The 19,070-nt window shown below is 63.1% G+C and carries 18 protein-coding genes; 9 read left to right on the forward strand and 9 right to left on the reverse strand.

Annotation, left to right across the window (positions count from 1 at the left end):
• The first annotated feature begins 93 nt into the window (after nucleotides 1-93).
• The 3 genes from DEM27_RS07250 to lysS all read left to right on the forward strand — a co-directional run bounded on the left by DEM27_RS07250 (nucleotide 94) and on the right by lysS (nucleotide 5,025).
• A complete protein-coding gene (locus DEM27_RS07250; protein ID WP_109457523.1) occupies nucleotides 94-1,866 on the forward strand; it encodes an SLC13 family permease in 1,773 nt (590 codons plus the stop codon).
• A gap of 191 nt (nucleotides 1,867-2,057) precedes the next feature.
• Nucleotides 2,058-3,512, forward strand: coding sequence for a glutamate--tRNA ligase (gltX, locus tag DEM27_RS07255; RefSeq protein ID WP_109457524.1), 1,455 nt, complete (start codon nucleotides 2,058-2,060; stop codon nucleotides 3,510-3,512).
• Between the two features lie 16 nt (nucleotides 3,513-3,528).
• Nucleotides 3,529-5,025, forward strand: coding sequence for a lysine--tRNA ligase (gene lysS / locus DEM27_RS07260; RefSeq protein WP_109457525.1), 1,497 nt, complete (start codon nucleotides 3,529-3,531; stop codon nucleotides 5,023-5,025).
• 111 nt (nucleotides 5,026-5,136) lie between these two features.
• Here lysS and DEM27_RS07265 read toward each other — a convergent pair whose 3' ends face one another.
• Nucleotides 5,137-6,396 (reverse strand): prolipoprotein diacylglyceryl transferase, encoded by a 1,260-nt coding sequence (locus DEM27_RS07265; RefSeq protein ID WP_128755460.1) that lies wholly within the window; start codon nucleotides 6,394-6,396, stop codon nucleotides 5,137-5,139.
• A 253-nt stretch (nucleotides 6,397-6,649) separates the two neighbouring features.
• Between DEM27_RS07265 and DEM27_RS07270 the strand changes: the two genes are divergently transcribed.
• Genes DEM27_RS07270 through DEM27_RS07285 form a run of 4 tightly spaced genes read left to right on the forward strand, consistent with a single transcriptional unit; the run spans nucleotide 6,650 to nucleotide 10,110 of the window.
• Nucleotides 6,650-7,543 (forward strand): metal ABC transporter substrate-binding protein, encoded by an 894-nt coding sequence (locus DEM27_RS07270; RefSeq protein WP_109457527.1) that lies wholly within the window; start codon nucleotides 6,650-6,652, stop codon nucleotides 7,541-7,543.
• The gene (locus DEM27_RS07275; protein ID WP_165823360.1) at nucleotides 7,540-8,424 is read left to right on the forward strand and encodes a manganese/iron ABC transporter ATP-binding protein; all 885 of its coding nucleotides are present in this window, start codon (nucleotides 7,540-7,542) and stop codon (nucleotides 8,422-8,424) included. The genes DEM27_RS07270 and DEM27_RS07275 overlap by 4 nt, the downstream gene beginning before the upstream one ends.
• Nucleotides 8,408-9,265, forward strand: coding sequence for a metal ABC transporter permease (locus DEM27_RS07280; RefSeq protein ID WP_109457529.1), 858 nt, complete (start codon nucleotides 8,408-8,410; stop codon nucleotides 9,263-9,265). Before DEM27_RS07275 ends, DEM27_RS07280 begins: the two co-directional genes overlap by 17 nt.
• The gene (locus DEM27_RS07285) at nucleotides 9,262-10,110 is read left to right on the forward strand and encodes a metal ABC transporter permease (RefSeq protein WP_109457530.1); all 849 of its coding nucleotides are present in this window, start codon (nucleotides 9,262-9,264) and stop codon (nucleotides 10,108-10,110) included. The genes DEM27_RS07280 and DEM27_RS07285 overlap by 4 nt, the downstream gene beginning before the upstream one ends.
• Nucleotides 10,111-10,164: 54 nt before the next feature.
• Here DEM27_RS07285 and DEM27_RS07290 read toward each other — a convergent pair whose 3' ends face one another.
• The 7 genes from DEM27_RS07290 to DEM27_RS07320 all read right to left on the reverse strand — a co-directional run bounded on the left by DEM27_RS07290 (nucleotide 10,165) and on the right by DEM27_RS07320 (nucleotide 17,197).
• Nucleotides 10,165-11,592 (reverse strand): gamma-aminobutyraldehyde dehydrogenase, encoded by a 1,428-nt coding sequence (locus DEM27_RS07290; protein WP_109457531.1) that lies wholly within the window; start codon nucleotides 11,590-11,592, stop codon nucleotides 10,165-10,167.
• A 23-nt stretch (nucleotides 11,593-11,615) separates the two neighbouring features.
• Entirely contained in the window at nucleotides 11,616-12,431 is an 816-nt protein-coding gene (locus tag DEM27_RS07295; RefSeq protein ID WP_109457532.1) for an ABC transporter permease, read from the reverse strand.
• Nucleotides 12,421-13,371 carry an ABC transporter permease gene (locus DEM27_RS07300; RefSeq protein WP_109457533.1) on the reverse strand — a complete coding sequence of 317 codons (951 nt, stop codon included), beginning with the start codon at nucleotides 13,369-13,371 and terminating at the stop codon, nucleotides 12,421-12,423. The genes DEM27_RS07295 and DEM27_RS07300 overlap by 11 nt, the downstream gene beginning before the upstream one ends.
• A complete protein-coding gene (locus DEM27_RS07305) occupies nucleotides 13,368-14,360 on the reverse strand; it encodes an ABC transporter ATP-binding protein (protein WP_109457534.1) in 993 nt (330 codons plus the stop codon). Before DEM27_RS07305 ends, DEM27_RS07300 begins: the two co-directional genes overlap by 4 nt.
• A 233-nt stretch (nucleotides 14,361-14,593) precedes the next feature.
• A complete protein-coding gene (locus DEM27_RS07310) occupies nucleotides 14,594-15,754 on the reverse strand; it encodes an ABC transporter substrate-binding protein (protein ID WP_109457535.1) in 1,161 nt (386 codons plus the stop codon).
• Between the two features lie 123 nt (nucleotides 15,755-15,877).
• The gene (locus DEM27_RS07315; protein WP_109457536.1) at nucleotides 15,878-16,786 is read right to left on the reverse strand and encodes a LysR family transcriptional regulator; all 909 of its coding nucleotides are present in this window, start codon (nucleotides 16,784-16,786) and stop codon (nucleotides 15,878-15,880) included.
• 57 nt (nucleotides 16,787-16,843) lie between these two features.
• On the reverse strand, nucleotides 16,844-17,197 hold the full coding sequence (locus DEM27_RS07320; protein WP_109457537.1) for a carboxymuconolactone decarboxylase family protein: 354 nt from the start codon (nucleotides 17,195-17,197) through the stop codon (nucleotides 16,844-16,846).
• A 65-nt stretch (nucleotides 17,198-17,262) separates the two neighbouring features.
• On the opposite strand from DEM27_RS07320, the gene DEM27_RS07325 reads away from it, so the two are divergent.
• Nucleotides 17,263-17,601, forward strand: a complete 339-nt coding sequence (locus tag DEM27_RS07325; RefSeq protein WP_245445694.1) for an ArsR/SmtB family transcription factor — start codon at nucleotides 17,263-17,265, stop codon at nucleotides 17,599-17,601.
• Nucleotides 17,580-18,137 carry a rhodanese-like domain-containing protein gene (locus DEM27_RS07330; RefSeq protein WP_109457538.1) on the forward strand — a complete coding sequence of 186 codons (558 nt, stop codon included), beginning with the start codon at nucleotides 17,580-17,582 and terminating at the stop codon, nucleotides 18,135-18,137. Before DEM27_RS07325 ends, DEM27_RS07330 begins: the two co-directional genes overlap by 22 nt.
• A gap of 42 nt (nucleotides 18,138-18,179) precedes the next feature.
• Here the strand turns inward: DEM27_RS07330 and DEM27_RS07335 are convergent, their stop codons facing one another.
• The gene (locus tag DEM27_RS07335) at nucleotides 18,180-19,046 is read right to left on the reverse strand and encodes a LysR family transcriptional regulator (protein WP_109457539.1); all 867 of its coding nucleotides are present in this window, start codon (nucleotides 19,044-19,046) and stop codon (nucleotides 18,180-18,182) included.
• Nucleotides 19,047-19,070 lie beyond the last annotated feature (24 nt).

The raw sequence follows: 19,070 nt of genomic DNA on the forward strand, positions 1-19,070 counted from the left end.
GCCAGGAACTTTCCGATTTTGCCGGTGTTGACTCGCCACTCCGCCCGCGCGGTCCCCCGCGTGGCAACCGCCGACAAGGACACCCGCTGCCAGATGTCGACCGACCAGATCCTTGCCTTCGCCGTTATCGCCGCCATGATGGTGGCGTTCATTCTCGACCGCTTCCGTTATGACATCGTCGCCTGCGTCGCGCTGATCGTCGCAGTCGCAGTCGGGATCGTGCCGGCAGCAGACGCATTTTCCGGTTTCAGCAACGACATCGTCATCATCGTCGGCAGCGCGCTCGTGGTCAGCGCCGGCGTCGCCCGCTCGGGGATCGTCGACGTGGCGATCAAGCGTTTCTTTCCGAACCTGACATCGGTGCGAACCCAACTTGCACTGCTGCTCGTCGCCGTTGCCGTGCTTTCGGCCTTCATCAAGAACATCGGCGCATTGGCGATCATGATGCCGGTCGCGCTGCAGTTTGCCCGCAAATCCAATGCCTCGCCTTCGCGTTACCTCATGCCGATGGCTTTCGCGGCCCTGCTCGGCGGCCTGATGACGCAGATCGGCACCTCGCCGAACATCGTGGTTTCGGAAATCCGCGCCGAACTGACCGGCGAGCGCTTCACCATGTTCGATTTCACCCCGGTCGGCGCCACGCTGGCACTGGTCGGCGTCGTCTTCCTGATCGTCTTCAACAGGCTGGTGCCGGAGCGCAACAAGCAGAACGCCGCCCTGCACGAAGCCGTGGAAATCACCGACTACGCCTCCGAAGCGACGTTGACCGACACCTCCGCCGCCATCGGAAAACCGTTGAGCGACCTGCTGCGCTTAGGCGACGGTGAAGTGGTGGCGACCACAGTGCTGCGCGGCCACACCCGCATGCCGCCCTTCCCCGATCTCAGCCTCAAGGCGGGTGATACGCTTCTGCTGGCCGGCAGCCCCGGCGGCCTCGATCGCATCGTTTCCAATGGCAAGCTCAAGCTTTCCGGTTCGCCGCTGAAGACCGGCGACCAGCCCGAGGGCGATGTCATGGCCATCGAGGTGGTCATCAGCCAGCAATCGAGCCTTGTCGGCCTGTCGGCACGAGAGCTTGCCCTGTCGTACAACCACGGCGTCAACCTGATTGCCGTCAGCCGCCAGGGCCAGCGTATCCGTGAACGACTGTCGGAACTGACGCTACGCGGCGGCGACGTCATCGTGCTGCAAGGCAGCCGCACGAACCTGCCGGCCTTCCTGCAGGAGTTCAGCCTGCTGCCGCTGGCGCAGCGGGAAATGCTGCTCGGCACGCGGCGTCGCGCCTTCATCCCGCTGGCGATCCTGATCGCCGCGATGACGGCGACCGCTGTCGGCATCGCGCCGGTTTCCGTCGCCTTCTTCGCCGCTGCCCTTGCCATGGTCGCCTTCAACGCCGTGCCGCTGACGGATGTCTACAAATCCGTCGACGGGCCGATCCTGGTGATGCTGGCGGCGCTGATCCCGGTCAGCGATTCCCTGAGAACGACCGGGGGAAGCGAGCTGATTGCGGCCTGGCTCGGCCAGGCGGCCGCCCACATGCCACCCTACGGCGCCCTGGCATTGATCCTGATCACCGCCATGGCAATCACGCCGTTCCTCAACAACGCCGCCACCGTTCTGGTGATGGGACCGATCGCCGCCAGTTTCGCGACGACGCTCGGCTACCGCCCGGAGGCCTTTCTGATGGCGGTGGCGATCGGCGCCGGCAGCGATTTCCTCACGCCCATCGGCCATCAATGCAACACGCTGGTCATGGGGCCTGGCGGCTACCGCTTTTCGGATTATCCCCGCCTGGGTCTGCCTTTGTCGATTCTCATCATCATCGTCAGCATTCCGGTGCTTCTGTTCGTCTGGCCGCTTCGCTGACGTGCGGTTTTCCTTGACGTTCCCCGGCGATTGTGGCCTAAGGCCAGCGAACGGATAACGCCCCGGAAAACGGCGCCTCTGCCTTCTTTCCGCGTCATCATCCGGCCATGAAACCCGCATACCTCCGGCAGGCCGATTTCGCGCGCTGCCGTCCGGGTGCGCGCCCCCGCATGTCACCACAGGCAACGATTATGACCACTTCCGGCGTCCGCGTACGCATTGCCCCTTCCCCGACCGGTGAGCCGCATGTCGGCACCGCCTATATCGCGCTGTTCAACTACCTGTTTGCGAAAAAACACGGCGGCACCTTCATCCTGCGCATCGAGGATACCGATGCCACCCGCTCGACCCCCGAATTCGAGCAGAAGGTGCTGGATGCGCTGAAATGGTGCGGCCTGGAATGGTCGGAGGGTCCCGATATCGGCGGCCCGCATGGCCCCTACCGCCAGAGCGACCGCAAGGCGATGTACACGCCCTACGGCCAGGAATTGCTCAACAAGGGCCATGCCTTCCGCTGTTTCTGCACGCCCGAGCGGCTGGAGCAGATGCGCGAGGCACAGCGCGCCGCCGGCAAGCCGCCGAAGTATGATGGTCTCTGCCTCAACATCAAGGCCGAGGAAGTGACCGCCCGCGTCGCGTCCGGCGAGGCCTCGGTGATCCGCATGAAGATCCCGGCCGAAGGCTCGTGCGACTTCAACGACGGCGTCTACGGCGACGTGTCGATCCCGTGGGATTCGGTCGATATGCAGGTGCTGATCAAGGCCGATGGCATGCCGACCTATCACATGGCCAACGTCATCGACGACCATCTGATGAAGATCACCCATGTCGCCCGCGGCGAGGAATGGCTGGCTTCGGTGCCGAAGCACATCCTGCTCTACCGTTATTTCGGCTGGGATGCGCCGGTGTTCATGCACCTGTCGCTGATGCGCAATGCCGACAAGTCGAAACTGTCGAAACGCAAGAACCCGACCTCGATCTCCTATTATTCGGCGCTCGGCTACCTGCCGGAAGCGCTGATGAACTTCCTCGGCCTGTTCTTCATCCAGATCGCCGAGGGCGAGGAACTGCTGACCATGGATCAGCTCGCCGAAAAGTTCGATCCGGACAACTTGTCCAAGGCCGGCGCGATCTTCGACATCCAGAAGCTCGACTGGCTGAACGGCCGCTGGATCCGCGAGCAGCTTTCGCAGGAGGATTTCATCGCCCGCACGCTTGCCTGGGCGTCGGAGAACAGCCGGCTGACCGAAGGCCTGAAGCTGTCGCAAAGCCGCGTCTCCAAGCTCGGCGAACTGCCGGGCCTTGCCGGCTTCCTGCTGTCCAGCGACGTCGGCCTGACGCCGGCCTCGTTTGCCGGCCTGAAGACCAGCCCGGAGGAAACGCTGGAAATCCTCAACGCCGTGCAGGTCGACCTGGAAAAGATGCTCGAATGGAACGTCGAGTCGATCGATGCGGAACTGCGCGCCGTGGCCGACAGGCTGGGCAAGAAGCTGCGCGTCGTCACTCCGCCGCTGTTCGTCGCCGTCTCCGGCTCGTCCCGCTCGCTGCCGCTGTTCGATTCGATGGCGCTGCTCGGCCGCTCCGTCGTGCGCCAGCGCCTCAAGACCGCCGCGACCGTCGTCGCGTCGATGGTCGGCGCAAAGTAATCAGAAAGATCGCAGAATGACCGAAACCAAGATCGCCCCCGCCCTCTCCTCCGACGCGACGGAAGTCCGCGCCCAGAAGCTGAAGCTGCTGCGCGAGCAGATCGGCGACGTCTACCCGGCGCATTTCCACCGCACGCTGACCAATGCCGAGCTGGCCGAAAAATACGAGGCGCTGGAGCCGGATACCGAGACGCAGGACGTCGTCACCGTCGCCGGCCGCGTCTATTCCTCGCGCAATTCCGGCATGTTCATGGACATCCATGATGCCGGCGGCAAGATCCAGATCTTCAGCCACAAGGACACCACGCCGGAGGACGCCCGCGCCCTGCTGCCGATGATCGATATCGGCGACATCATCGGCGTCACCGGCATCGTGCGCCGCACCAAGCGCGGCGAGCTGACGATCAATGCCCAGGCGATCACCATGCTGACGAAGTCGCTGCTGCCTATGCCGGAAAAATGGCATGGCCTCTCCGACATTGAGCTGCGTTACCGCAAGCGCCACCTCGACATCATGACCAACGAGGAATCGAAGCTGCGTTTCCAGCAGCGTTCGCAGATCGTCTCCGGCATCCGCCGTTTCATGGAAAACGACGGCTTCATGGAAATCGAGACGCCGATGCTGCATTCGGTCTATGGCGGCGCCACCGCCGAGCCGTTCAAGACGCATCACAACACGCTGAAGCTCGACATGTTCCTGCGCATCGCGCCGGAGCTATATCTCAAGCGCACGCTGGTGTCCGGCCTCACCGACAAGGTGTTCGAGATCAACCGCAACTTCCGCAACGAAGGTGTCTCCACCCGGCATAACCCGGAATTCACGATGATGGAGTGCTACTGGGCCTATGCCGACTACGAGGACATCATGGACCTCGTCGAGCGGATGTTTGCCGAGCTGGCCGTGAAAATCCACGGCACGACCGAATTTGCCTTCGGCGACAAGCAGCTCTCCTTCAAGGGCCCGTTCAAGCGCGTGCCGATGCCCGATGCCGTCAAGGAAGCGACCGGCATCGACTTCCTGTCGATCAAGACCGACGAAGAAGCCCGCACTGCCGCCAAGGCCGCCGGCTTTGCGGTCGAGAAGGACTGGACCTGGGGCGAGTGCCTGGCCTTCATCTTCGAAGAAAAGGTCGAGCCGACCCTGATCCAGCCGAGCCATGTCACGCATTTCCCGAAGGACATCTCGCCCTTCGCCAAGGAAGTGCCGGGCGAACCGCGCCTCGTCGAACGTTTCGAGACCTATTGCAACACCTGGGAACTCGGCAACGCCTTCTCCGAACTCAACGATCCGGAAGAGCAGCGCCGCCGCATGGTGGAACAGCTCGATCAGGCCCATGCCCGCGGCGAAAAGGAAAAGCAGCTCGACGACGAATTCCTCGATGCCATGGACCAGGGCATGCCGCCCGCCGGCGGCCTCGGCATCGGTGTCGACCGCCTGGTGATGCTGCTCACCAATTCCCCGTCGATCCGCGACGTCATCCTCTTCCCGGCGCGCCGCAGCAAGAACGATTGAGGTTGGCGGCTTCGGCCGCTTTCCATCGGCAACGACCAGTCAAAGAAAACCGAAGGCGACAGCATCGCCTCCGGTTTTTTCATGCACACGGGCATTCGCCGCAAAAGCTGGTCAGTTGGTTTCGTTGATGAACGGCTCGTCGATGAACTCGTCGCTCTGGGCCGAGGCCTGCTCTTCGCTTTCGGCCGGCATCTCTTGTTCGGCGACGGCGCCATGCTGTTCCGCCGCCTTCTCCGCATGTTTCTTCGAGGGCTCCGCGGCGTGTTCCTCTTCGGCCGGTGCGTCATGCGCCTCGGCCTTTTCGCCATGCGTCTTGACCGGTTTTGCCGAACTCTGGTCCTTAACCGGCTTTTCCTCGTGTTTTACGGCATCCTTTGCCGCGTCGTTTTCTTCCGCACCGGGCACGGCAGCATGCGCCGCTACCGAGAGCGCCTTGCCATCTGCCGGCTCTTCGGCCACGGCGTGATCCTTGTCGGCCGGCGTCGCATGGTCTCCGGTCGCAGCCGTGACGGCGCTTTCATCCGTGCCCGCGGCGGCCTGGTCTTCCTCGGCAGGCGCCTCTTCGCCGGCATCCTCCGCAGCATGATTGTTTTCGACCACCGCCTCGTCCTGCCTGGCGCCCGCCTCGCCTTCCGGAGCCGCGTCATGGCCGCTCTCGGCTACGGGGCTGTCGGCTGCCGGCTCCTCGCCATGGCCGCTGCTATCCCTCTGCTCGGCCTCGGCGCCATGGCCTTCGGTCGCCTCGCCATGGCCCTTTTCTTCCTTCTTGCCGTGGTCACCGGCCTTCACCTCGACGCCCGCCGGCTCCTGGCAATCGGCCCGTTCGCCCAGAAGTTTCACCAGGCTTTCGATATGCTCCAGCGGCAGCTGGATCTTTTCGCCATAGAACTGGCCGTCGGCCGTGGCGGCACCATCGACATATTTTGCGGTATAGACAGGCGTGTCCTGCAGCTCGGCGATCTTCTCCGGATGCGGCACGTAGACCACATCGGCGCCGACGGCGCGCCCGCGCATGGCGGCACGCATTTCCGGCCCGTTCTGGTCGAGAACCACGACCTGGACGAGATCCGGCTGCTGTTGCGTATAGACGGCTTCGGCGACCCGCAGGGCGGTCATCACCCGAGCCAGACCTTCCGCCGGTTCGGTCTTGATGAATTTGCGGACCCAGAAACGGTCCTTCTTCTTGATCTTGAACGTCTTGACGGTCGTGCACGCGAGATCGGCAACCTTCTCCGAAGGTCCGAAGCCCAGTAACCCATCCTTGCCGGCATAAAGCGCAAACGCACCCGTGGCTCCACCGAGCAGCAGGATGCCACCCATGAAGAACACGAGTTTCCGGGGTAACCGGAAGATGCGCAGCTTGGCTTTCACGCCGACTGCTCCGTCATTGACCTTCTCCAAACCTATTTCTCGGCCGGATCGACGTTAGTGGAACGACGTTTCTGAATACTTAAAACGACAGCTAAACTCTTATTCTTCATGGCAACCTGAAGAAAATCACCGCAGTCTTTTCACCCTCCCGCCGCAATGCTCTTGCGAATGATTTGCAATAGCGTTGACAGCAGCAAAAAGCGGCCTATATTCAGAATGCAAATCATTCGCATCCGCAATGACAGGATGAACCATGTTTTCCCGAATCCGTTGCCTTACAGTGCTTTTCTTCACCATTTCCGCCTTCGTCGGTGCAGCACAAGCTGCTGAAAAGCCGAAGGTAATTACGACCTTTACGATTATTGCCGACATGGCCCGCAACGTCGCCGGCGAGGCGGCCGATGTTGAAAGCATCACCAAGCCGGGCGCAGAAATTCACAACTACCAGCCGACGCCGCGCGATATCCTCAAGGCGCGGGATGCCGATCTCGTCCTCTGGAACGGCCTCAATCTCGAACGCTGGTTCGAAAAGTTCCTGGCCAATCTTGGGGACATCCCGAGCGTCGTCGTCAGTGACGGCGTGGAGCCGCTGAGCATCGGCGGCGGCCCCTACGAGGGCAAGCCCAATCCGCATGCCTGGATGTCGCCGGACAATGCGCTCATCTATGTCGAGAACATCCGCAAGGGCCTGACGCAGATCGACCCAGCCAACGCCGCAACCTACGCCGCCAACGCCAAAGCCTACTCCGACAAGATCAGGGCCGAGATCGAACCGATGCGCCAGGAACTCGCCAGGCTGCACGACGATCAACGCTGGCTTGTAACCAGTGAAGGCGCCTTTTCTTATCTCGCCAGGGATTTCAACCTGAAGGAGCTTTTTCTCTGGCCGGTGAACGCCGACCAGCAGGGCACGCCGCAGCAGGTGCGCGCCGTCATCGACGCGATGCGCGCCCACGACATCAAGGCGATTTTCAGCGAAAGCACCGTTTCCGACAAACCGGCCAGGCAGGTGGCCTCCGAGACCGGCGCGCATTACGGCGGCCTTCTTTATGTCGACTCGCTGAGCGACGAAAGCGGCCCCGTTCCCACCTATCTCGACCTTTTGCGCGTCACGACAGGCACTATCGTCAAAGGTCTTTCGCAATGAGGATGGGCAAATCCAAGAATAGTTCCCAGGGCCTGGAAGTTCAGAACGTCTCCGTCACCTATCGCAACGGTCATACCGCCCTGCGCAAGGCGAGCTTTTCGGTGCCGCGCGGCACGATTACCGCGCTTGTCGGCGTCAACGGCAGCGGCAAGTCGACGCTTTTCAAGTCGATCATGGGGTTCGTGCCGCTGGCCGAAGGCACGGTCACCATTCTCGGCATGCCGGCCCGCGAGGCACTGAAGCAGAACCTCGTCGCCTATGTGCCGCAGAGCGAAGAAGTCGACTGGAATTTCCCGGTTCTCGTCGAGGACGTGGTGATGATGGGCCGCTATGGCCACATGAACTGGCTGCGCATCCCCTCCCGGCGCGACCGCGACATGGTGACCGACGCCGTGAAACGCGTCGGCATGGAGGAGTTTCGCAAGCGGCAGATCGGCGAACTCTCCGGCGGCCAGCGCAAGCGGGTGTTCCTCGCACGCGCCCTGGCGCAGGAAGGCCAGATCATCCTGCTCGACGAACCCTTTACCGGCGTCGACGTCACCACCGAGGAGCAGATCATCGACCTCCTGAAGGCGCTGCGCGACGAAGGACGGGTGATGCTGGTATCCACCCACAATCTCGGCAGCGTGCCGGAATTCTGCGATCGCACCGTCTTCGTCAAGGGCACGGTGATCGCCGCCGGCCTGACTGACGAGACCTTTACCGAAGCCAACCTCGAACGCGCCTTCGGCCGCGTGCTGCGGCACTTCATCCTCGGCGGCACCGACCTGCACGACGACGAGGATCCGCGCCACCTCAAGGTGATCAGCGACGACGAACGACCCTTCGTCATCTACGGCAATGGCGGCAAGGAGAAGGAAAGCGATGAACACGCTTCTTGAACCCTTCTCGTATGACTACATGGTCAACGCCATCTGGGTCAGCGCCCTTGTCGGCGGCGTCTGCGGTTTCCTGTCGGCCTACCTGATGCTGAAGGGCTGGTCGCTGATCGGCGACGCGCTTTCGCATTCGATCGTGCCCGGCGTTGCCGGCGCCTACATGCTCGGCCTGCCCTTCGCCCTCGGCGCCTTCATTTCCGGCGGCCTTGCGGCCGGCGCCATGCTCTTCCTCAACCAGAAGACCCGACTGAAGGAAGATGCGATCATCGGCCTGATCTTCACCTCCTTCTTCGGCCTCGGCCTGTTCATGGTGTCGCTGTCGCCGACCTCGGTGAACATCCAGACCATCGTGCTCGGCAATATCCTCGCCATCACCCCGGAAGACACGCTGCAGCTCGCCATCATCGGCGGCGTCAGCCTGGCCGTACTGGCGCTGGAATGGAAGGATTTCATGGTGACCTTCTTCGATGAGAGCCATGCCCGCACCATCGGCCTGCGCCCGACCTTTCTGAAAATCCTGTTCTTCACCCTGCTCAGCGCCTCGACCGTGGCAGCACTGCAGACGGTCGGCGCCTTCCTCGTCATTGCCCTCGTCGTCACGCCCGGTGCCACTGCCTATCTGCTCAGCGACCGCTTCGGCCGCGTCATTGCGCTTAGCCTGTTGATCGGCGCGGTGACCAGCGCGCTCGGCGCCTATATCAGCTACTTCCTCGACGGAGCGACCGGCGGGGTGATCGTCGTCATGCAGACCGCACTTTTCCTGCTTGCCTTCGTCTTCGCGCCGAAACACGGCATCCTTGCCAACCGCCGCCGGGCGCGGCTTGCCCTGGAGGAAACGGCATGAGCGAAACCGTCGAACTCGCCATCCTGCCCTTCCAGTTGCCTTTCATGCTGTATGCCTTCGCCATCACGCTGGCGATTGCCGTGCCGATGGCGCTGCTGTCCTGTATCCTGGTGCTCAAGGGCTGGTCGCTGATGGGCGACGCCGTCTCGCACGCGGTGCTGCCCGGCGTCGTCATCGCCTATATCCTCGCCATTCCGTTATCGATCGGCGCCTTCGTCGCCGGCATGGTATGCGCCATCGCCACCGGTTATCTCAAGGAAAACAGCCGCATCAAGGAAGATACGGTGCTCGGCATCGTCTTCTCCGGCATGTTCGGCCTGGGTGTCGTGCTCTATGTGAAGGTGCAGAGCGACGTGCACCTCGACCATATCCTGTTCGGCGACATGCTTGGCATTTCCGCCGCCGACCTGATCGAAACGGCCCTGATCGCGCTCGCCGCAACCGCCTTCCTGATCGTCAAGCGCAAGGACCTCTTGGTGCATGCCTTCGACCCGCAGCATGCCCGCGCCATCGGCCTGCCGGTACGGGTGCTGCATTACGGCCTCTTGGCGGTGCTGTCGCTGGCGGTGGTCGGCGCCCTGAAGGCGGTGGGCATCATCCTGTCGGTGGCCTTGCTGGTGGCGCCGGGCTCGATCGCCTATCTGCTGACGCGGACATTCCGCAGCATGCAGATCGTCGCGGTGATCATCGCCGCGGTGACGTCCATCCTCGGCATCTACCTGAGCTTCTTCATCGACAGCGCCCCGGCGCCCACCATCGTGCTCCTGATGTCCGCCCTCTTCGTCGCCGCCTTCATCCGCGTAACGCTTGCGGCGCGCCGGACGGACCGGGCGGCGGCGGGCTGAAACCTTCCCAACCCCTCTGAATGCACGAGGGGTTGGGCCAAAATCATATCTTCCTCAGCCGTGCGCGATCATCACATGGCGCACGGCGGTGTAATCCTCCAGCGCGTAGACCGACATGTCCTTGCCGTAGCCGGACTGCTTGACGCCGCCGTGGGGCATTTCGTTGCAGAGCATGAAGTGGGTGTTGATCCAGGTGCAGCCGTATTGCAGACGGGCTGCCGTCTTCATCGCCCTTGAAATGTCCTTGGTCCAGATGGAGGAGGCAAGGCCGTAGTCGCTGTCGTTCGCCCAGGCGATCGCCTGCTCGGCTTCGTCGAACCGTGTCACCGAAACCACCGGGCCGAACACCTCGCGGCGGACGATCTCGTCGTCCTGGGTGGCGCCGGCGATTACCGTCGGCTGGAAGAAGAAACCCTTGTCGCCGAGCACGGAACCGCCTGCCGTCACCTCGATATGCTTGTGTTCGCGGGCACGCGTCACGAAACTTTCGACGCGGTCGCGCTGGCGGCGGGAGATCAGCGGGCCGATCTCGTTTTCGGTATCGTCGGCCTGGTTGAGCTTGATCGTCGAGACGGCCGAAGACAGGTCGGCGACCAGCCGGTCGTAGATCTTCGCATCGGCATAGATGCGGCAAGCGGCAGTGCAATCCTGGCCGGCGTTATAATAACCGAAGGTGCGGATGCCGTTGACCACGGCTTCGAGATCGGCGTCGTCATAGACGATGACAGGCGCCTTGCCGCCGAGTTCCAGATGGGTGCGCTTGACGGTTTTCGCCGCCGCCGCCAGCACCTTCTTGCCGGTGGCGATGTCGCCGGTGATCGACACCATGTTGATCTTCGGATGGTTGATCAAGGCGTTGCCGACCGTCTCGCCGCGGCCGAGCACGACGTTGACCACACCTTCCGGCAACACCTCGGCCAAGACCTTGGCGAGCTTGAGCGCCGTCAGCGGCGTCTGTTCCGAAGGCTTGAAGACGACGGTGTTGCCGCCGGCAATCGCCGGAGCCAGCTTCCAGGCCATCATCATCAAGGGATAGTTCCACGGCGCGATCGAGCCGACGATGCCGATCGCATCGCGGCGGATCATCGAGGTATGGCCCGGCAGGTATTCGCCCGCCGCCGGCGTCGTCAGCGACCGGACAGCACCGGCGAAGAAACGCCAGCAGTCGACGATGGCCGGCAGCTCGTCGTTGAGCACGGCATTGATCGGCTTGCCGCAATTCAGCGATTCAAGTGCCGCGAAGGCTTCCGCGTCCGCCTCGATGGCATCGGCGATCTTCAGAAGGTAGGCCGAGCGCTGGCCGGGCGTCGTCTGCGACCAGGAGAGGAAGGCTTTTTCCGCCGCATCCACCGCCGCGTCGATCTGGCCGAGCGAGGCTTCCGGCAGGTCCAGCACGGTTTCGCCGGTCTTGGGGTTGAGGACGTGCTCGTCGGCCTCCGTGCCCGCTTCAAAGCGGGATCCGATCAGCATCTCGGTATCCATGGCGTTCTCCCTTGACATGGTCGTTACTTGCCGCTGCCGGCGACCTGGTCGCCGTCGCGGGTGAGGTAATAGGCCGCCAAGATCGGCAGGAAGGTGACGAGCACGACAACCATGGCGACGACGTTGGTAACCGGGCGCTGACGCGGCCGGATCAGTTCCTCCAGCATCCAGATCGGCAGCGTCGATTGCTGGCCGCCGGTAAAGGTGGTGACGATGACCTCGTCGAAGGACAGCGCGAAGGCGAGCATGCCGCCGGCCAGCAGCGCCGTGCCGATGTTCGGCAACACCACATGGCGGAAGGTCTGGAAACCGTCGGCGCCAAGGTCCATCGAGGCCTCGATCAGCGAACCCGAGGTGCGGCGGAAGCGGGCGACCGCATTGTTGTAGACCACGACGACACAGAAGGTGGCGTGGCCGAGGATGATGGTCCAGACGGAAAACGGGATGTCGAACAGGCTGAAGGCGGAGCGCAACGCGATGCCGGTGATGATCCCGGGCAGCGCGATCGGCAGGATGACGAGCAGCGAGATCGCCTCCCGGCCGAAAAACTTCGTCTGGCTGACGGCGGCGGCACACAGCGTCCCGAGCAGCAGCGCGATGGCGGTGGCGATCGTCGCGACCTGCACCGAGAGACCGAGCGCCTGCCAGACATCCGGCCGGTTCCAGGTGACCGCGAACCATTGCGTGGTAAAGCCCGGCGGCGGCCACTGGTAGGACTTTTCCTCGGTGGTGAAGGCGTAGACGAAGATCAAGAGGATCGGCAGGTGCAGGAACAGCAATCCGGCGCCGGCGGCGATTTTCAGGACAAGCGGGGCGCGGTGGCCGCGATCAGAGCGCATCGAAAGCTCCCTGGCGTTTGGCGATCCAGAGGTAGATGGCCATGATGACGATCGGAACCACCGAGAAGGCGGCGGCCAGCGGCACGTTGCCGGCCGTGCCCTGCTGGCTGTAGACCGCCTGGCCGATGAACAGCCTGGACGAACCGATGATCTGCGGGATGATGTAATCGCCGAGCGTCAGCGAAAAGGTGAAGATCGAGCCGGCGATGATGCCGGGCAGCGCCAGCGGCAGGAGCACGGTGCGGAACGTCTGGCGCGGCGTGGCGCCGAGATCAGACGAGGCTTCAAGGAGGTTGCCGGGCACACGCTCCAGCGCCGCCTGGGTGGGCAGGATCATGTAGGGCAGCCAGATATAGACGAAGACGAGGAAGGTGCCGATGTAGCTGATCGACAGCGAGTTGCCGCCGATGACCGGCAAGGCGAGGATGCCGTCCAGAAGCCAGAGCAGATGCAGCTTGGCGAAGATCCAGGTGAGGATGCCTTCCTTGGCGAGGATCAGCTTCCAGGCATAGATCTTGACGAGATAGCTCGACCACAAGGGCAGCATGATGCCGAGATAGAAGATCGCCTTCCATTTGCCCTTGGCGTAACGCGCCGCATAATAGGCGATCGGGAAGCCGATGGCGGCGGAAAACAGCGTGACGGCCGCGGCCATGATCACCGTGCGCAGGATGATGTCGAAATTCGCCGGCCGCAGCAGTTCGGCATAGGTGGCCAGCGTGAATTCGTAATTGATCAGCCCGGAAAATTCGTCGACCGAAAAGAAGCTCTGCAGCAACAGCGCCAGCAGCGAGCCGATATAGATGATGCCGAGCCAGAGCAGCGGCGGCGTCAGCATCAGGAACAGGAGAAGTTTCGGCCGGCGCCAGAAGGCATCCGACAGGGCGCCGAAAAAGCCGCCGCGGCGGGGCAGGATGGAGGTTGTGGCTGCGCTGGTCATGCCGCATCATCCATGTAATGGGCATCGGCCAGGCCCCAGCCGAGGGCGATATCGGAACCGATGGCGGGAACCGCCTGGTCGGCGGGCAGCATGACATGCAGTTTCGCGCCACCGGCTTCGACCAGCAGGCGGTTCGAGGCGCCGAGAAAGCTTGCCTGCAGCACCTTGGCCGGTACGCCCTCGCCGGTCGGTTTCAGGCGGATCGCCTCCGGCCTGAGGCTCGCCCAGCGGGCCTCGCCGCCCAGTCGCTTCATCACGTCTGGGGCGAGCACATTCGATGAGCCGACGAAATCGGCGACGAAACGCACCTTCGGCTGCTTGTAGATCTCTTCCGGCGTGCCTTCCTGCACGATGTTGCCGTTGTTGAAGACGGCAACACGGTCGGCCATCGACAGGGCCTCGCCCTGGTCGTGGGTGACGAAGACGAAGGTGATGCCGAGCGCCCGCTGCAGGCTTTTCAGCTCTTCCTGCATCTGTTCGCGCAGCTTGAGATCGAGTGCGCCGAGCGGTTCGTCAAGCAGGAGCACCCGCGGCTTGTTGACGAGGGCGCGGGCGAGCGCCACGCGCTGCCGCTGGCCGCCGGAAAGCTGGCCGGGCCGGCGGGCGCCGTAACCCGGCAGCTTCACCAGTTCGAGGGCGGCTTCCGCCTCGCGGTAACGCGTCGCCTTGTCGACGCCCTTGACCATCAGCCCGTAGGCGACGTTGTCGAGGATGTTGAGGTGCGGGAAAAGCGCGTAGTCCTGGAAGACGGTGTTGACGTTGCGCCGGTAGGGCGGCACGCCTTCGGCCGTCTCGCCGAAAATTTCGATATGCCCGCCGGTCGGCTGCTCGAAGCCGGCGATCAGCCGCAGGCAGGTGGTCTTGCCCGAACCGGAGGGCCCAAGCATGGCGAAGAACTCGCCGGGCGCAATCGTCAGATTGACGCCATCGACCGCCCGGACCTGGCCGAAATGGCGGGAGACATTCTGGAATTCGACTGCGGCTGTCATGGGGGGCTCCGAATTGACTGAGCGTGTCTCTCAATCGGGTTTTAAACAGGCTTCCGGATGACACGAATTCCCGCTTCCCCCCAACGGGGAGACGTACCGAGCTTGCGAGGCGATGAGGGGGTGAGCGGCGAAGCCGCAAACGGCCGGAGCATCGGCGACGGGCGAAAATGCCGCGCCGTCGCCCCCTCATCCGGCCTTCGGCCACCTTCTCCCCACCGGGGAGAAGGAAGAAATCAGCGACCGCCGATCACACCGATGTAGTCCGAGACCCAGCGATGATACGGAACGCACTCGCCCTGGCTTTCGCACTTGGCACGCGGCGTCTTCCAGAACTTGATCTGGTCGAAATGCTCGTAACCGTTGGTAGCGCAACCGCTGTCGGTCAGCAGTTCATTGCCCTTGCAGGCCGCCGGAACGGACGGAACGGTGCCGAACCAGGCCGAAACATCGCCCTGGACCTTGGGCGAAAGCGAATGCTCCATCCACATATAGGCGCAGTTCGGATGTTCGCTGTCGACATGCAGCATGGTGGTGTCGGCCCAGCCGGTGATGCCTTCCTTCGGGAAGGTGGAGGCGATCTTGGCCTTTTCGGCGGTCAGCAGGTTGACCATGAACGGCCATGAACCGGAGGCGACGATGCCTTCGTTCTTGAAGTCATCAATCTGGATCATCGCGTCGTGCCAGTAACGGCCGACCAGCTTGCGCTGGCCGCGCAGCAGGTCGAGGGCCGCCTTGTACTGGTCCTCGTTCAGCTCGTAGGGATCCTTGATGCCGAGTTCCGGCTTGTGGGTCATCAGGTAGAGTGCGGCGTCGGCGATGTAGATCGGCCCGTCATAGGCCTGGACGCGGCCTGAATTCGACTTGCCGTCCGGCAGGGTCTGCTCTTCGAAGACGACGTTCCAGCTGTCCGGCGCCTTGTCCTTGAAGGCATCGGTATTGTACATCAGCACGTTGGCGCCCCAGACATAGGGCGTGCCGTAATGCACGCCGTCCTGCGTGTGCCAGGCCGCGTTCTGCAGCCGCTCGTCGATCGTCTTCCAGCTCGGGATGAGATCGGTGTTGATCGGCTGGACGCGCTTGCCAGCAACGAGGCGCAACGAGGCGTCGCCCGAAGCAGTGACGAGGTCGAAGCCGCCTTCGTTCATCAGCGCCACCATTTCATCGGAAGTGGCGGCGGTCTTGACGGTGACCTTGCAGCCGGTGTCGGCTTCGAACTTGGTCACCCAGTCGTAATTCTTGTCGGTTTCGCCGCGCTCGATGTAACCGGCCCAGGCAACGATGCTGACCGCACCTTCGCCCTTGCCCAGTTCCTTGAGCGGTTCGGCTGCAATGACTTGCGTAGCAAAGCTTAAAGTTGCGACAAGCGCTGTGCAGGATCGCATGAACGTCGTCATCGGCAGTCTCCCTTCTGTCCACATTCGTGGCGTTTGTTCCCAGGCAGACAGTGACGCGATTTCGCCGTATTCGCAAATTCATTTATCAGAAAGTTGAAATCGGAATTTCCGATATCGACCCGATCAGCGAGGCCGGGCCGATCGCAAAGCCTCGGCGATGCCGATGAAATCGCGTGCCGATTGCGGCAGGCTGGAGCCCTTGCGCCAGACCATGCCGACCTGCACCACCGGCAGCGAACCGGAGACGTCGCGGCTCTCGATCCGGTCGCCTTCCAGCGACCAGGGGCGGTAGACGAGATCGGGCAGAAGCGCCACGCCAGCGCCGGTGGCGACGAGGCTGCGCACCGCTTCGACGGAGCGGGTGCGGAAGGCCACATGCGGACGGGCGCCGAGCGCCGACAGGAGCTTGCCGGTGTTTTCCTCGATTTCGTCGACGGTCAGCATGATCAACGGCTCGCGCGCCACATCGGCCACCGAGATGATGTCGGCAGATACAAGCGAATGCCCCATCGGCAGCCAGAGGCGATAGGGCGAGGTTTCGAGGATTTCCGCCTGCAGCGCCATGCGGTCGCGCAGGTTGGAGATGACCATGACGGCGACATCCAGTTCGCCGCCGATCAGCAGGTGTTCGAGATAACCGCCATTGTCCTCGATCGCCGACACATCGACTTCGGGGCAGGCGCGGCGGAAACGGGCAAGCAGGTCGGACAGAACATAACCGGCGACCAGTGATGTGACGCCGATGTTCAGCTTGCCGCCCCGGGTGGCGAGGCCGCCGGAAAAGCTGTTGCGCGCATCCGAAACGGTGGCGAGGATCTTCGTCGCATGCCGCAGGAACTGGTGGCCGTTATGGGTGATCGACAGGCCGCGCGGATGCCGCTCGAACAGGGCCACTCCGAGATCGCTTTCCAGTTCCTTCAAGGCTTCGGTGACCGAGGATTGCGAGATCGAGAGATTCTGCGCCGCCCGCGTCACCGAACCCTGCTCGGCAACGGCGACGAAATACTGGAGCTGTCGGAAGGTGAAGGCCATGGGACGAGGTTAGAGCACGGGGCCGCCGCCGAAACAAGCGCACCCCGTGCAGCAGAATCAGGCCGCCGCCACGCCAGCGAACTGGTCGAAGGCGCGCAGCGCATCCGCCGCATACATCAGAGCGGGACCGCCGCCCATGTAGACGCACATGCCCAGCACTTCGGCCACTTCCTCGCGCGTCGCGCCCATCTGGGTCAGCGCCTTGGCATGGAAGCCGATGCAGCCGTCGCATCGCTGCGTGACGCCGATCGCCAGCGCGATCAGTTCTTTCGTCTTCGCATCGACATGACCGGCCGCAGACGCCGATTTCGACAGGCCGTAAAAAGCCTGCATGGTCTCCGGCACGATTTTGCGCATCTCGCCCGAATAGGCGGAAATGTCGCGGGTTATGGCAACGTAATCCTTGGGCATCGAATTCTCCTTTACAATTTATATTTTCATGATATTACTTTTTTATGAATTGTAAAGGAGAGAGCATGAATTTTCCGGTCGATCTCACGGACATGGCTGACAAGGCGGATGACGTGTCGGCCTTCCTCAAGGGGTTCGCCAGCGGTCACCGGCTGATGATCCTCTGCAAATTGTCGGAGGGCGAAGCCAGCGTCGGCGAGCTGATCGAAGCGACCGGCCTTGCCCAGACATCGATGTCCCAGCATCTCGCCAAGCTTAAAACCGAGGGGCTGGTCGACTACCGGCGCGATCACCGCACGCTCTATTACTTCATCGCCCATCCGGCCGTGATGGAAATCATGGCCGTGCTCTATCGCCACTTCTGTGCAAAGGACCGAAGCTCATGCCCGCCACCGAAACGATAACACCACAAACTGCAGCCGAATGGATAAGGACCGGCAAGGCCGTGCTGATCGACGTGCGGGAGCCGGACGAATTCCGGGCCGAACATATAGCACTGGCGGTGTCCATGCCGCTCTCCTCCGTTTCAGGCCTGCTCGACGGGCTGCCGGATGACAGGCCGGTCATCTTTCAATGCCAGAAGGGCGGGCGCGGCGCGGCGGCCTGCGACATCGCATCGATGGGACGAGGCAACCGGCCGGTCTACAATCTTGCCGGCGGCATCGAAGCCTGGAAGGGCGCGGGCCTGCCCGTCGCCGGCGGGGTGTCCGCTGCCTCGACCGGCATCCCGATCTTCCGCCAGGTCCAGATCGTCGTCGGGACGCTGGTGCTTCTCGCCACCCTCGCAGGCTTTGCGGGATACCCCGCCGGCTTCGGCGTCGCTGGCCTTGCAGGCACGATGCTGGCGATTGCCGGGCTGAGCGGCTGGTGCGGGCTCGCCATGCTGCTGCAGCGCATGCCGTGGAACGCCCCGCGCCGGCTCTCGCCACGAGCGGCGTAAGCCCGGTCATTTCGCAGGGCCTGATCATTTCGCAGGGTCTGGTCACTTCAAAGGAAAAGCATCGCGCTCCAGAAGCTCCGCCATCACGCCGATGATACGGCGGTGCTGGTGGGCGTGGCGGGTGCGGACGCTGGTTGCGGCATAGACCGTCTGGGCGATCGGCGGCGCATCCGCGATCGGCCGCGCCGCGTTTTCCGCAACCAGGGCGGACGCCGTTGCGGCCGTCACATAGGCCGCGCCGCCCAGCGTCCGCAAGAGGCCGGTGATGGCGACGTTCTGGCCGGAAGCAAGCGGCGGCGCCGAAAGATGCGGCAGCGCCAGCCGGTGCGCCCGGTCGAAGGCCGGGGAATAGACCGCCTGGATATAGGTCTCGGCCTTGAGATCGGCGACGCTTTGCGCATCGGTGGCGACCAGCAGATAGGTCATCTCGCCGATGCGTTCGTAATGCAGGTCCGGCAGGTATTGCGGGGTATAGAGGATGGCGAGGTCGAGGTCGCCGGCGGCGAGATCCCGGTTCATCTGGATCGAATAATCCGCCTCCATATAGATGGAGGTGGCCGGCAGGTCCCGGCGGATCGCCTGCATCCAGTGCCCCGCCAGGCTTTCGGCGACGTCGTGCTGCACGCCGATGCGCATGGACCGCTCATAGGTGCCGGCGCTTTCCACCGCCCGCGCCGCCTCGTGCCACTGGCGCTGGAGAGCCTTGGCATGGTCGAGGAAACGCAGGCCGGAAGCCGTCGGCACCGTTCCGCCCTTGTTGCGGGTGAAGAGCTTGCGGTCGAAGGAGGATTCCAGCGCCTTGATGCGGTGGGAAACGGTCGATTGCGTCAGGTTCATCCGCTCGGCAGTGCGGTTGAAACTGCGGGTTTCCATGAGGTCGAGGAAGGTTTCGATGAGTTCGATCTGCATTTTTTGACGCGTATTTCCATGAAG

This window comes from Rhizobium album, from assembly GCF_003122325.1.
Lineage (GTDB): Bacteria > Pseudomonadota > Alphaproteobacteria > Rhizobiales > Rhizobiaceae > Metarhizobium > Metarhizobium album.

Excerpts from the sequence above, each read along its gene's own strand:
- DEM27_RS07295 (WP_109457532.1), bottom strand. The coding sequence starts at position 12,431 with ATGCGCTCTGATCGCGGCCACCGCGCCCCGCTTGTCCTGAAAATCGCC.
- DEM27_RS07325 (WP_245445694.1), top strand. The coding sequence starts at position 17,263 with ATGAATTTTCCGGTCGATCTCACGGACATGGCTGACAAGGCGGATGAC.
- DEM27_RS07275 (WP_165823360.1), top strand. The coding sequence starts at position 7,540 with ATGAGGATGGGCAAATCCAAGAATAGTTCCCAGGGCCTGGAAGTTCAG.
- DEM27_RS07270 (WP_109457527.1), top strand. The coding sequence starts at position 6,650 with ATGTTTTCCCGAATCCGTTGCCTTACAGTGCTTTTCTTCACCATTTCC.
- DEM27_RS07310 (WP_109457535.1), bottom strand. The coding sequence starts at position 15,754 with ATGACGACGTTCATGCGATCCTGCACAGCGCTTGTCGCAACTTTAAGC.
- DEM27_RS07280 (WP_109457529.1), top strand. The coding sequence starts at position 8,408 with ATGAACACGCTTCTTGAACCCTTCTCGTATGACTACATGGTCAACGCC.
- DEM27_RS07250 (WP_109457523.1), top strand. The coding sequence starts at position 94 with ATGTCGACCGACCAGATCCTTGCCTTCGCCGTTATCGCCGCCATGATG.
- DEM27_RS07285 (WP_109457530.1), top strand. The coding sequence starts at position 9,262 with ATGAGCGAAACCGTCGAACTCGCCATCCTGCCCTTCCAGTTGCCTTTC.
- DEM27_RS07290 (WP_109457531.1), bottom strand. The coding sequence starts at position 11,592 with ATGGATACCGAGATGCTGATCGGATCCCGCTTTGAAGCGGGCACGGAG.
- DEM27_RS07335 (WP_109457539.1), bottom strand. The coding sequence starts at position 19,046 with ATGCAGATCGAACTCATCGAAACCTTCCTCGACCTCATGGAAACCCGC.
- lysS (WP_109457525.1), top strand. The coding sequence starts at position 3,529 with ATGACCGAAACCAAGATCGCCCCCGCCCTCTCCTCCGACGCGACGGAA.
- DEM27_RS07330 (WP_109457538.1), top strand. The coding sequence starts at position 17,580 with ATGCCCGCCACCGAAACGATAACACCACAAACTGCAGCCGAATGGATA.
- DEM27_RS07300 (WP_109457533.1), bottom strand. The coding sequence starts at position 13,371 with ATGACCAGCGCAGCCACAACCTCCATCCTGCCCCGCCGCGGCGGCTTT.
- gltX (WP_109457524.1), top strand. The coding sequence starts at position 2,058 with ATGACCACTTCCGGCGTCCGCGTACGCATTGCCCCTTCCCCGACCGGT.
- DEM27_RS07305 (WP_109457534.1), bottom strand. The coding sequence starts at position 14,360 with ATGACAGCCGCAGTCGAATTCCAGAATGTCTCCCGCCATTTCGGCCAG.
- DEM27_RS07320 (WP_109457537.1), bottom strand. The coding sequence starts at position 17,197 with ATGCCCAAGGATTACGTTGCCATAACCCGCGACATTTCCGCCTATTCG.
- DEM27_RS07315 (WP_109457536.1), bottom strand. The coding sequence starts at position 16,786 with ATGGCCTTCACCTTCCGACAGCTCCAGTATTTCGTCGCCGTTGCCGAG.